The 12,727-nt window shown below is 29.7% G+C and carries 13 protein-coding genes; all 13 read right to left on the reverse strand.

Annotated elements, in window-relative coordinates:
- Positions 1-119 precede the first annotated feature (119 nt).
- The 13 genes from ACYUDJ_RS13780 to ACYUDJ_RS13840 all read right to left on the reverse strand — a co-directional run bounded on the left by ACYUDJ_RS13780 (position 120) and on the right by ACYUDJ_RS13840 (position 12,705).
- Positions 120-983: a nucleoside hydrolase gene (locus tag ACYUDJ_RS13780; RefSeq protein ID WP_043032137.1), complete on the reverse strand. Its 864-nt coding sequence runs from the start codon at positions 981-983 to the stop codon at positions 120-122.
- A 17-nt stretch (positions 984-1,000) separates the two neighbouring features.
- Positions 1,001-1,537 carry a peptide deformylase gene (gene def / locus ACYUDJ_RS13785; RefSeq protein WP_080333552.1) on the reverse strand — a complete coding sequence of 179 codons (537 nt, stop codon included), beginning with the start codon at positions 1,535-1,537 and terminating at the stop codon, positions 1,001-1,003.
- Between the two features lie 219 nt (positions 1,538-1,756).
- A complete protein-coding gene (locus tag ACYUDJ_RS13790) occupies positions 1,757-2,407 on the reverse strand; it encodes a V-type ATP synthase subunit D (protein ID WP_030035883.1) in 651 nt (216 codons plus the stop codon).
- 28 nt (positions 2,408-2,435) lie between these two features.
- On the reverse strand, positions 2,436-3,821 hold the full coding sequence (locus ACYUDJ_RS13795) for a V-type ATP synthase subunit B (protein ID WP_043032138.1): 1,386 nt from the start codon (positions 3,819-3,821) through the stop codon (positions 2,436-2,438).
- On the reverse strand, positions 3,814-5,586 hold the full coding sequence (locus ACYUDJ_RS13800) for a V-type ATP synthase subunit A (protein ID WP_042385469.1): 1,773 nt from the start codon (positions 5,584-5,586) through the stop codon (positions 3,814-3,816). Before ACYUDJ_RS13800 ends, ACYUDJ_RS13795 begins: the two co-directional genes overlap by 8 nt.
- 19 nt (positions 5,587-5,605) lie before the next feature.
- Positions 5,606-5,920, reverse strand: a complete 315-nt coding sequence (locus ACYUDJ_RS13805; protein WP_187116478.1) for a V-type ATP synthase subunit F — start codon at positions 5,918-5,920, stop codon at positions 5,606-5,608.
- Positions 5,907-6,908 (reverse strand): V-type ATP synthase subunit C, encoded by a 1,002-nt coding sequence (locus ACYUDJ_RS13810; RefSeq protein WP_043032139.1) that lies wholly within the window; start codon positions 6,906-6,908, stop codon positions 5,907-5,909. The genes ACYUDJ_RS13805 and ACYUDJ_RS13810 overlap by 14 nt, the downstream gene beginning before the upstream one ends.
- A gap of 12 nt (positions 6,909-6,920) precedes the next feature.
- Positions 6,921-7,520, reverse strand: coding sequence for a V-type ATP synthase subunit E (locus tag ACYUDJ_RS13815; protein ID WP_003484528.1), 600 nt, complete (start codon positions 7,518-7,520; stop codon positions 6,921-6,923).
- Between the two features lie 15 nt (positions 7,521-7,535).
- Positions 7,536-8,024: a V-type ATP synthase subunit K gene (locus ACYUDJ_RS13820; protein WP_003484527.1), complete on the reverse strand. Its 489-nt coding sequence runs from the start codon at positions 8,022-8,024 to the stop codon at positions 7,536-7,538.
- A gap of 24 nt (positions 8,025-8,048) precedes the next feature.
- Positions 8,049-10,007, reverse strand: a complete 1,959-nt coding sequence (locus ACYUDJ_RS13825; RefSeq protein WP_043032140.1) for a V-type ATP synthase subunit I — start codon at positions 10,005-10,007, stop codon at positions 8,049-8,051.
- On the reverse strand, positions 9,994-10,320 hold the full coding sequence (locus tag ACYUDJ_RS13830) for an ATPase (RefSeq protein WP_003484525.1): 327 nt from the start codon (positions 10,318-10,320) through the stop codon (positions 9,994-9,996). Before ACYUDJ_RS13830 ends, ACYUDJ_RS13825 begins: the two co-directional genes overlap by 14 nt.
- Positions 10,321-10,475: 155 nt before the next feature.
- Complete coding sequence (locus ACYUDJ_RS13835; RefSeq protein ID WP_043032141.1) at positions 10,476-12,155, reverse strand: B12-binding domain-containing radical SAM protein; 1,680 nt, start codon at positions 12,153-12,155, stop codon at positions 10,476-10,478.
- Positions 12,130-12,705, reverse strand: coding sequence for a hypothetical protein (locus ACYUDJ_RS13840; RefSeq protein WP_003484523.1), 576 nt, complete (start codon positions 12,703-12,705; stop codon positions 12,130-12,132). Before ACYUDJ_RS13840 ends, ACYUDJ_RS13835 begins: the two co-directional genes overlap by 26 nt.
- Positions 12,706-12,727 lie beyond the last annotated feature (22 nt).

Consider the following 12,727-nt stretch of genomic DNA (forward strand, 5'->3'; position numbering starts at 1 on the left):
CTACTATCTTAAAATAATTTTATTCCATAGCCATGTCTTAAGGTAAGGGCCTTCAAAATTTAAATAAGTATAGATTCTTCTCATAAATAAACTACATGTAAACTTAAGAATTACTCCTTTTATAGTTTTCCCCACTTTTCAATAAGAATACTATTAAATTTATCTAAATCTATTATCTTATTTGGCATATTTACTTTAAATCCTTTATCTTTTTCACTTAAACTTATAATTCCAGATTTTAGTTCTTCTATATCAGGATTTATATAAACAAAATTTTCATTGAAAATCTCCTTATTTGTTATATACATAGCTGCCGATGCATCCCAATTGCAAAAGGCTTTTATATTAAAAGTTTTTTCCATAGAATTAAACCAAGGCTCTATTTCTTTATATACATATCTCAATATTTCATTTGAACTATTTTTAAGTACATTTAACTCTTTCTCTCTAAACAAAGCTTGAAGAGTAACATGTCCATCTAATATAGTTATATCTGCTCCTGAAGTTAAAACACTATAGGATGCTTCATAATCACAGGATAAATTTAATTCCCTAACCTCTACCCCTGAAATAAGCAAAGGTTTTGTTATACCACCCATCAGTACAATATTTTTTACATTTTTATAAAAATTTTCATCATATAAATATGCACCATATAAGTTAGACATGGAACCTGTAGCAAGTATAGTTATTTCTCCTTTATATCTGCTAGCACTTATAGCTAAAAATTTAGCTGCTTCACTAATTCTTCCTGTGTTTAAATCTCCACCTTTAAAAATAGGCTTATATTCTTTGTCCAAAAGATTCATAATTCTAAGATTATTTTCATGAACTTCCTCTACAGTACCATTACCATGAGTTGATGTTAAACCAATTAGCTCTACATTTTCATTACCTATAAGATACATTAAAGTTAAACCATCATCCACGTCTTTATCTTTAAGCCCCATGGTGTTATCACAGTCATAAATAATCCTATGCATTAGCATTCTCCCCTTTTTTATTCTATTTGTTCCACTTTGTATACTTTTTTAGCCTTATCTATATAAACTATGCCATCTAAATGATCATATTCATGGCAAAAAGCATCTTTTAGTAAGCCTGTTGCTTCATAAGTAACTTCTTCACCTTTCTCATTTAGTCCTATTATAACAACTCTTCTAGGTCTAATAACGATCCCTTCATAACCAGGATAGCTTAAACATCCTTCTTGACTTTCTTCTTTTCCTATTCTCTTTAAAAATTTAGGATTTATAAGAATTATAGGTTCTTGCCCATTTCTTAAATCTATAATAAAAATTCTTTTTAAATAACCTATTTGAGGTGCTGCAAGGCCAATACCGGTACCTGCATATAAAGTATCCTTTAAATCTTCTATAATACCTTTAATTTCATCATCAATACATTCTACTTTTTTACTAACTCTTTTTAAAGTCTTATCTCCAACTTGTAATATCTCTCTTACTGCCATAATAACTCTTAAAGCCAAAAGCTTTAAAACTCCCTCCTTTTTGTGATGTATATCTAAATTATACATAATATTCAAGAAAAATGCGAGATTATTATGGAAAATACGAAATTTAGAAATTTATTTAGCTATACTTATAGTCTTGCTCTAAAATTAAAATACTTACTTTAATATATGTGCAAACATAATATTTTATTAAAATTATTTTCTCATATATAACTATTCACTGATTTTAAAGTAAAACATATTTACTTTAGATAAAAAAAGCAGCGGGTTTCGCTGCTTTTTTTATACCATATTACTTTGCTTTTCTTCCATCATACTCTTAATTTTCATAAGTCTTGTTACTGTACTTCTTTCATTTTCATCTAACTTCATTTGTATAAATCTTATAGTTTCCTCTAGTTGAGGTATAGTCATATATTCTAGAGCATTAACTCTTCTCCTAGTTTTTTCAATTTCATCCGCCATTAGTTGGCATGCTTTTTCTACTTTAGCTAATTCTAAAAGCTTAGGTAATATACCATATAACTTTTCTATAGCACCATCTAATTCAGCAGAAGTATTGGCAAAACCATACGGGAATATACTTCCTTTATCTCCTTCTAACTTTCTTTTAAAGTCAAATACAGGCACATTAACACTCATTATGTTTTGCTTTTTAACATCTACAGAAATGCTTTCCTTTGGATAAGCTACGGCTTCCTCCAAAAACTCTGGCGACATAACCGCACTAGCCATTAAAAAGTCTTTAAAAGACCCTTCCAATTCCTTTTCTACATCTTTTCTAAGTTCGTTATTCTTTTTTATCATATCTATGAATCTTCTCATAAGCTCATCCTGCTTATCTTTTAGAAGTTTATGTCCTCTTGTGGCTGTTGTTAACCTCTTTTTAAGTTTAGTGAGCTCCATTCTAGTAGGATTTACATTTAATTTCATAAAGATCACTCATCCCTTTTAATGGTTATTATTTGCTTTCTTCAGCTTTATTTAAATATTTTTCTAGATATTCATCTCTTATTCTCTTAAGCTCTGACTTAGGTAATATAGTTAACAATTTCCATCCAAGATTTAGTGTTTCTTCTATAGTTCTATTAGTTGTGAACCCTTGAGATACATATTCTCCTTCGAAAGCATCCGCAAATTTAGCATACAATTTATCTGCATCGGATAATGCAGATTCCCCAAGTATTACGGATAATTCTTTAGCTTGCTTACCCTGTGCATAAGCTGCAAATAATTGGTTCATTGTATCTGCATGATCCTCTCTAGTTTTGCCTTTACCTATACCCTTATCTTTAAGTCTTGATAATGAAGGCAATACATCTATTGGAGGCATTATACCTTTTTTGTATAATTCTCTACTTAGTATTATTTGTCCTTCTGTTATATATCCTGTTAAGTCTGGAATTGGATGTGTTTTATCATCTTCAGGCATTGTAAGTATAGGAATTTGTGTTATAGAACCTTCTTTGCCTAAGATTCTTCCAGCTCTTTCATATAAAGTTGAAAGATCTGTATACAAGTATCCTGGATATCCACGTCTACCTGGAACCTCTTTTCTAGCAGCAGATACTTCACGAAGAGCTTCACAGTAGTTTGTTATATCAGTCATTATAACAAGTACATGCATTCCTTTTTCAAAGGCTAAGTATTCAGCTGCAGTAAGAGCCATTCTAGGTGTTGCAATTCTTTCTATAGCTGGATCATTAGCTAAGTTTATAAATAAAACCGCTCTATCTATAGCTCCTGTTTTTGTAAAGTCATCAATAAAATATTGTGCTTCTTCAAAAGTTGTTCCTATAGCTGCAAATACAACAGCGAATTTTGAATCTGAATTTAAAACCTTTGCCTGTCTTGCAATTTGAGCCGCAAGTTCCGCATGAGGCAAACCAGATCCTGAGAAAACAGGAAGCTTTTGTCCCCTAACTAAAGTATTAAGTCCATCTATAGCTGAAACCCCTGTTTGAATAAATTCATCTGGATAGTTTCTTGCCACTGGATTTATTGGTATACCACTTATATCCTTTTTTTCATCAGGAATTATTTTAGGTCCTCCATCTTTAGGATTACCCAGTCCGTCAAATACTCTTCCTAACATATCTTCAGAAACACCTAGCTCTAGAGGTTTGCCCAAGAATTTAACTTTAGCTCCTTTAATGTTTATTCCAGCTGAACCTTCAAATAATTGAACCAATGCTTTATCTTTATTAATTTCAAGAACTCTTCCACGTCTTTTTTCTCCATTATGAAGTTCTATTTCAACAAGTTCATCAAAACTAACGCCTTCTACTTGATCAACCAGCATAAGTGGTCCAACTACTTCTTTAACTGTTCTATATTCCTTAAGCATTCATTATACCTCCTTTGCTGATTAATTCATCTATTACCTCTGATAATTCATTAAATATTGCATCTATATTTTTTATATTTTCCTCTGAAATATATTTTGATCTTGCTATTTTATCTCTAACTTCTAAATCTAAAAGTTCTTTTAAATATACTCCTGCATTTAATGCTCTTTCAGCTTCATCATAGAAGAATAAAACTAATTTTAACATCTTATATTGCTTTTCTAATGAAGCATAAGTATCTACTTCATGGAAGGCATTTTGTTGCAAGTAATCTTCTCTTAAGGATTTTGCAACTTCAAGTTTTAATCTATCCTTTTCAGATAAAGCATCTATACCTACAAGTCTAACTATTTCCTCTAAGCTAGCTTCTTCTTGAAGAAGTGACATAGCCTTAATTCTAAGTGCTGTCCAATCAGATGCTACATTTTCATCCATCCAAGGGCTTATTTTTTCTATATACAATGAATAGGAATTCAACCAATTTATAGCGGGGAAATGTCTTCTGTATGCAAGTTGTGCATCTAATCCCCAGAATACTTTAACTATTCTTAAAGTAGCCTGTGTAACGGGCTCTGATAAGTCTCCTCCTGGAGGGGATACAGCCCCTATAACTGTTAGAGCACCTTCTCTTTCCTCAGATCCTAAAGATAACACATTACCCGCTCTTTCATAGAATTCTGCTGCTCTTGAACCTAAGTATGCTGGATATCCTTCATCACCAGGCATTTCTTCAAGTCTTCCTGACATCTCACGAAGAGCCTCAGCCCAACGAGATGTAGAATCTGCCATTAGTGCAATAGAATATCCCATATCTCTAAAATATTCTCCTATAGTTATTCCAGTATATATGGAAGCTTCTCTAGCTGCAACGGGCATATTAGAAGTATTTGCTATAAGTACAGTTCTTTTCATTAATGGTTCACCAGTTTTAGGATCCTTTAGTTCTGGGAATTCATTAAGAACATCTGTCATTTCATTACCACGTTCTCCACAACCAATATAAACAACTATTTGAGCATCTGCCCATTTCGCTAATTGATGTTGTACAACAGTTTTTCCACTTCCAAATGGTCCTGGAACACAAGCTGTACCACCCTTTGTAACTGGGAAGAATGTATCTATAACCCTTTGACCTGTTATCATAGGTTGTGCTGGATTAAGTTTTCTACCATAAGGTCTGCCCTTTCTAACAGGCCATTTTTGCATCATCATTAAGTCAGAAAGTTTATCTCCATCCTTAACTTTTGCCACAGTATCAACTATAGTAAAATCCCCTTCTTCTATAGTTTCTATAGTTCCTTTTATACCATAAGGAACCATTATTTTATGTTCTACTATAGAAGTTTCTTGAACAATACCTATTACATCTCCTGCTTCTACGGTATCTCCTGCTTTTTTAACTGGAGTGAAATGCCATTTCTTATCTCTATCTAATGAATGAACTTCTACTCCTTTTGTTATGAAATCTCCAGCCTTTGCTTTTATAGCATTTAAAGGTCTTTGTATTCCATCAAACATAGCTTCTATTAATCCAGGTCCTAATTCAACACTTAAAGGTTCTCCAGTAGTTATTACTGGATCTCCTGGTGCTAAACCTGCAGTTTCTTCGTAAACCTGAACTGAAGCTCTATCTTCTCTCATCTCTATTATTTCACCAATAAGACGTTTTTCACCAACTTTTACAACGTCATATATATTTGCCTCTTCCATTCCTTCAGCAACAACTAAAGGTCCAGATATCTTTAAAACACGTCCTGTCTTCAAGTTCACCTACCTACCTTCCTTATAAAATATTAACACCAACTGCTTTTTCCACGTTATCATTTATTCTCTGCATACCAATATTTAGAGACCCCTGATTACTAGGAATAAGTATAACGGCAGGAATTAATTCTCTATTATATCTCTCAATAGTTTCTTCCAAGTTTTTAGCTATTTGTTCTGTAACAAATATAATAGCATATTTTTCCGCGGCCATTTTATTTATAGTAATTCTTGCTTCATCTGGTTCAGTAACAGGATATACATCAATACCAAGAGCTTTAAAGGCCAATATGGAATCTTTATCTCCAACTACACCTATTTTATACATAGATATCACGCAGCCTTTCTCTTATTATTTCGCTCTTCATGTTATTGAGCTTTCCAATCATTATAATTCTTATAACTTTTATTTCATTTTCTTTGGCATATAAATAAGATATTATTGGTTCTGGGCCAAAACTTATATATTTTGCTCTTTTCATATACTCCATTATAAAATTATCACTTAATTTTTCAAAAATATTTATTGAACCAGTCTTTGAATAAGCATCTATCCCAACTCTAAGAACTTCTCCATAATCTGTATAAGAAAGTTTTGCCGGAATATTTTCAACTGAATCGTTAAGTAAAGCTATCAGTTTATCTTTATCTATAAAACCTCCACTTATGATTACACTTGTAAAAAAGTTTTTATCTTTGTTTTGCTTTTTAACTCTTAAAAGAGTTTTTATATTATTTAAGTCAATAAGACTTTTTAAATATTTATCTAAAAATTCATCTCCTATTTCCTTATTTAATGAAAGCATTTGTTCAAACATATATTTATCAAGTATAATATCAATTCTCTGTGGATCTTTATTAGTACCGAAGTCTTCCAAAGCATCTTCTATAGCTTTTCTCATTATTGGATTTAAATCTCTATAATATTCATTATCTATAAAAGTCTTAAGCTTTTCTATAGGCACATTACCCACAGGGATTATTATATCTGTAAAATCTTTATTTAAAATTTTCCCTTTTATCATAACTTTAATGTTATGATAATCGTACTTTAAACTCATCATATTAACTAAAGATTTTACAGGGGAAATTTCGTAGAGCAAATGATAAGCTCTTTTAAGCTCATTACTTAAAAGTATTTCATAATCCTCAGGCCTTTTTACCTTTGACATAAATATAGAATATTCAGTTTCTTCAAGAATCTTTAAAGCTTCTAAAGGAGAGCTGCTATCTATCATCCTATCAAGTTTTGTTTTGTCAAGGAGTCTAGTTTCTAATACTCTAATTCTAGGTATTACCTGAGTAAATAGTAATGCATCCATGAATTTCCCTCCTTAGTTAAATAACACTCTTGCAACTTCATACTCCAATTCATCTTTCATAGAACTAATTAAAGCTTCAAAAGAATTATTTATTTCAATTCCATTTTTCTCTAGTAGAAATCCTGCCTTAAAATCTCTTGTTTCATCACTTAAAGAAAGATTGCCTAGTTTTCCTTTTTTAACTAATTCACTATTTATTTCATTTATAAAATCTTCAGTTATAAGTAACTTGTCCTTTAGATTTATTATAATCTTTTCATCTCCGTCTATTGGAAGAGTTAAGATTCTCTCTTTAATATAAGAAAGATATTCTTCTTTTGATAAAGAGCTTAACTTTTCTAAGGACTTTTCAAGGACATTTTCTATAACTTTTTGTTTTGATTGAAGCTTTTCATTTCTTACTTTAAGCTCTGCATTTGATAATATTCTTTCTCTTCTTATTACACTTTCTCTTTCTGCCTTTTCAATAGTATTTTTTTCTATAATTTTAGCTTCGACAGTTTTTTTATCTAATATTTTTTTTCCATCTTCCTTAGCTTCTTTAATAAATTCCTCTTTTTTTACTTTGGCTTCTTCAAGAATTTTCCCAGTTAGATTATTTATGCTAGACATTCGCCTCACTCCAAACTATTTTATGTTTAAAACCATAAATAATGATGCAACGAAGCCAAGTAATGCGTAAGTTTCAACCATAACTGCATATATAACGCCCTTCATAACATCATTAGGCTTCTTCGCAAGTATTTGTACTCCAGCTGCTGCTGCTTTACCTTGAGCTATTGCTGACTTCCAACCTGCAAGTGCTATTGGAAGAGCTGCCATAAAGTATGCAAAACCATTAGCAAGTGTAGGTGCCTTACCACCAAGAATACCAATGTTTAATAAAATCATAAGTGTAATAACAAATCCATATAATCCTTGTGTACCTGGAAGAGCAACTAATATAAATGTTTTACCAAACTTTTCTGGTTCCTCTGTCATAAGTCCTGAAGCAGCTTCACCAACTATTCCTATCCCTTTCGCTGAACCTATTCCTGCTAAACCTGTTGCTAATGCAGCTCCTAAAAGAGCAAATATTAATCCACCATTTTCAGTTAAAAAATTCATAAATGTCATAATTAAAGTCCTCCTTTATAAATCTTATTTAGTTATTTTTAAGTATTGATCTGAAAGTTTATATGGAGTAAATTTCTTTCCTCCACCTTCATAAAATTTATTAAAAAATTCTAGGTATTGAAGTCTTGCAGTATGCACATATGATCCAAGTGCATTAACAAGTAAATTAAATAAATGGAGAGCTACAAATAAAATTGGTGATATTATATAGCTAAATGGGCTTGGAATAAGATTTACTATAAGATTTAATGCATTTGCAATAAATCCTGTAGCAAGCCCTAAAGCTAAAAGCCTTGAATAAGATACTACATCTCCAAGATAGCTTGTAGAACCATAGACTCCATATATGCCTCCACCGATTTTTCCTCCAAGAGTTGGAGCTGATCTTCCCTGTGTAAGAAGTAATCCTACAAATCCTATAATTAAAAGAATTTTTCCAACAGATGAAGCTACACCAACTAACATTAAAATTGCGCCAATGAGTACAAAGTACCATGTTAACACATCATATATTGCATCCTTTAATTGTCCACTCCTTATAAGTATATAAGCCTTAAGACCTAAGCCTACAAATATATGAACTAATCCAAATATAACAGATAATATTAATATCTGAGTTATACCTTTTGCTGGGTCTATAAGATATGGTATCTTTATTCCTAAATAATTAGAGAACAAATCTCCAAACCATCCACCATACATTGCACCCCATATAACCGTTGAAATTCCAGCAAATAAGAAAAGTTTAAAGGTATTTCTTTTTGCTGTATCTTTAACTTTCTTTAAAGCAATAGAAGATACTATAACCATAATTAATCCATATCCAGCATCAGATAGCATCATGCCGAAAAATAAGAAATAAAATATTGATAAAATTGGTGTTGGATCTATTTCTTTATACAAAGGAAGGCTATACATTTCAACCACACTTTCAAAAGCTGATGCAAAACCATTATTTTTTAACTTAATAGGTACTTCTTCTACATCATCTTCTTCATTAACCTCTGTAAAACTTAGATAATAATCATTTCCTATAGCTTTCTTAATGATATTTTCCAGTTCTTCATTTGTATCTAGAGTATTCCAACCACATATGGCAATAACTTTTTCAGATTTAAGGAAATTTTCTGACGCATTAAGCCTAATAATAAGATTATTGAAATATTCATAGGCAATTTGTATTTCTTCAATCTTACTTTCATAGGTTTTAATTTCAGTATTTATTTTTTCAACTTCCTTATCTATTTCTGAAATTTTAATATTAAAATTCTCTATAACTGCTTTAGGACTATCTTCATAAACTAAAGTTAAAGAACTAAATCCATAGTTTTTAAATAATTCTTTTGCCTTTTCTTCTTCCTCTTTTAAAACTAAAGCAAAGATATATAAGTCTTCATTATCTTCATTAATAAATTCTATATATTTATTTTGAAGATTATCTTGAAACTCATTTTGAAAATCTTCTTTATATTGTTTAGATATAGTACCAATGAAATATGAAGTTTGTTTAAGTTCCTTTAAATTTTTAAACTTTGCATCAAACTTTTTCCATGGGAGAAGACTGTTTATTTCTGCATCAATCTTTGTTCTTTCATTGCTTAAATAATTTAATCTGTCTTCTTTCATTCTTAAATCATCATAAGTACTTTTCCAATCAATAGTTTTAATTTTTTCATTTAATGTACTATAAGATAAAGATTTTTTATCCTGTAAAAGTGCTTTTAACCCTGATGCTTGAGTAACATATTCTTTTAAAAAATCTAAGACAAATTTTAGCTTCGATAAATTCGCTGCATATTCTGAATATTTTGAACCAACTGAGTCCTTATCAAGAAGCTTCAAACTTTCATCTTTTTCAATCAAAGCATCATTTTGAAGATTTATGAATTGAACTCCTTCAAAGCTTTGAAGTTCTTCCAAAAGCTTTTCTTTGTGTGATTCAAAGGCTAATAATGTAAATTTATTCATTTTAACTATTGCCATTAAACTTCACTATCCTTTCAACCACAAGATTAACTGCTTTATCAAGCAAGTCATTGGAAACATTTAAGATTTCATCTGCTTTCTCTTTACCTTCTTTAAAAATAAGTGTTGCTTCCCCATTAGCCTTACTTTCAACTTCATCCATAATTCTTTTTGCTTCTAAAGAGGACTTATTAATTATATCTTTATACTCTTTTAAAGCATTTTCTTCAGCTTTTTTAATAATTTCTCTGCTCTCAAGCTTAGCATCATTAATTATTTTATTAGCTTCTTCCTCTGCAGCTTTAATTTCTTTAATTGCATCCTTTGCCAAAATATCACCCCCTCGCAGATTAAATAATTCAATACTATATTAAATGGTATTGAATACACCTTTAAATTATTTATATCTAAGTATAATACTAATTATACTTATTAGCAATACATATCAATACTAATTTTTAACTAAAAATTCCTTATAACTAATATCTATTCCTTATTTCCTAAAAAAACTATATTTTCTCTGTCTTTTTCGTCAAATATAACATATATCTCTCTTTTTTCTTTTATACCTGACCTTATAAACTTCTCTATATCTATGAAAAATTTCTCTACGTGTATATTATCGGATATCTGAACTCTATTTTGTAGTAGCTTATCCTTTAAATATCTTTTAATTTTTTTATCTATATCTCTAATTAAAAACTCTGGCATCCATTGCTTTTTATTAAATTTTAAATAATCATATTTTATTATTTCTTTTAAAAACTCACTATTTTTATTTAGAAATTCTTCGTTAAATTCTAAGAAAACTTTATAGTATTGAGGTCCAGATATATTTCTGTCAAAATATCCCTTGTCATTACAAAACATAGCTAACCTATAATAAAAGTCAAATGGATTTTTAAATTCTCCCATAAAATATTTCAATATATTATTAAATTTTCCTGAGTTATAATATTTATCTACTACCCCTTCTACTTTTTTTAGTATAAGCAATTCCTCATAACTTATGTCCTTTGTACTTAATATTTCATAAGGGGGATAAGGAGAATATACCATGCCCCATTTTTCTGCTTCTAACCTCATAGGAGATCCTTTTAAAAGCTTTAAAAATCCTAATTGTATTTCTTCTGGCTCTACGCTGTAAACATCATTAAAGGAAATTTTAAAAGAGTTATAATCTTCTCCTGGCAGCCCTGCAATAAGATCTAAATGTTGTTTTATATTTTTAAGTTTTTTAAGTTCCTCTACCTTTTCTTTAATAGTTTCAAAATTTACATGTCTATTTATATTTTTTAAAACTTCATTATTAGTAGTTTGAACTCCCACTTCAAATTGAATTCTTCCTTCTTTTGATTTGCTTAAAATATCTAATTCTTCCTTTGTAAGCAAGTCTGCGGATATTTCAAAATGAAAAGTAGCATCTGTATCTAAATTTATAATATATTCCCACACTTCCATTGCAAATTTGTGATTGCAATTAAAAGTTCTATCTACAAATTTAATAAGCTTAACATTTTTATCTACTAAAAATTCAATTTCTTTTTTTACTCTTTCTATATCATGAAATCTTACTCCATGCAATGTGGAGGACAAACAATATTTACACTTAAATGGACACCCTCTTGAAGCTTCATAATAAACTATTTTATTTTTCAAATCTTCTTCTTTTTTATAAGGAAATACTACTGAATTCATAGAAATATTATGTCTTTCTCCAGTGTACTTTATCCCATTTAATGTTTTAATATATAATCCTTTTACCTTATCTAAACTTTTATTTTCTATTTTGCATTTAATAAATTCTCTAAAGGTTTCTTCACCTTCTCCTTTTATAATATATTCACCAGGAACTCTTCTTAAAAAGCTTTCACTGTCATAGGAAACCTCTGGCCCTCCAAAAATTATTTCTGTAGAAGGCTTTACTAATTTAATTAAATTTGCTAGTTCCTCTACATATTCTAAATTCCATATATAGCAAGAAAAAGCCACTAAATCAGCTTTTTCCATAATTATTTTTTCTAATATATTTTCTTTCCTATCATTTATAGTAAACTCTTTTAACATACACTCATAATTTAAATCCTCTGTATTAGCTCTTAAATATCTAAGAGCTAGATTGCTATGAATATATTTAGAGTTAATGGCTACTAATAGTGCTTTCATTAATTTCTTCCTTCCTCTTTTCGTCCTCTTTGGTATTAGTATTTATTTTTTTCTTCCCTTTTATGTAGTACACTCCATCGGAAGACTTTAAATCCTTTATTTCAAAATAAGGATCTAATAATTTTATAGTAGTATCTATAGAACTATCTTTTAGTAAATTTAGATCCTTTATAGATATATTTTTAACTTTTTCTCCTGGCAATAAAATTTTTATTTTTCCATTAAAGGTTTCCTTTAATTTTTTATCAATATCCCAAATATAAACATTTCCCCCTTCCTTTAAATACCTATATATATCACGTATAAGACTCATCCTATTTTTTTTGAAAAATATATTGCTAAAGGAAAACAATAAAATACAGTTATCATAATAACCTTCTTTTATGTTTTCCTTTTCCTCTGCTCCATTTATATATTCTAAGTTTGAATCCTCATTATATTGTTTATATATGTTGTATATTATTCCATAATTATCCGTACCCACATCTAATAAGTTGCCCCTAAAAATTTCATTTTCCATATTAATAACAATTTCGTTTATAATACTCACCCTCTTTATATATCCCCTAAGT

This window comes from Clostridium sp. CTA-6 (genome assembly GCF_054768115.1).

Excerpts from the sequence above, each read along its gene's own strand:
- ACYUDJ_RS13780 (WP_043032137.1), bottom strand. The coding sequence starts at position 983 with ATGCATAGGATTATTTATGACTGTGATAACACCATGGGGCTTAAAGAT.
- def (WP_080333552.1), bottom strand. The coding sequence starts at position 1,537 with ATGTATAATTTAGATATACATCACAAAAAGGAGGGAGTTTTAAAGCTT.
- ACYUDJ_RS13790 (WP_030035883.1), bottom strand. The coding sequence starts at position 2,407 with ATGAAATTAAATGTAAATCCTACTAGAATGGAGCTCACTAAACTTAAA.
- ACYUDJ_RS13795 (WP_043032138.1), bottom strand. The coding sequence starts at position 3,821 with ATGCTTAAGGAATATAGAACAGTTAAAGAAGTAGTTGGACCACTTATG.
- ACYUDJ_RS13810 (WP_043032139.1), bottom strand. The coding sequence starts at position 6,908 with ATGGATGCATTACTATTTACTCAGGTAATACCTAGAATTAGAGTATTA.
- ACYUDJ_RS13815 (WP_003484528.1), bottom strand. The coding sequence starts at position 7,520 with ATGTCTAGCATAAATAATCTAACTGGGAAAATTCTTGAAGAAGCCAAA.
- ACYUDJ_RS13820 (WP_003484527.1), bottom strand. The coding sequence starts at position 8,024 with ATGACATTTATGAATTTTTTAACTGAAAATGGTGGATTAATATTTGCT.
- ACYUDJ_RS13825 (WP_043032140.1), bottom strand. The coding sequence starts at position 10,007 with ATGGCAATAGTTAAAATGAATAAATTTACATTATTAGCCTTTGAATCA.
- ACYUDJ_RS13835 (WP_043032141.1), bottom strand. The coding sequence starts at position 12,155 with ATGAAAGCACTATTAGTAGCCATTAACTCTAAATATATTCATAGCAAT.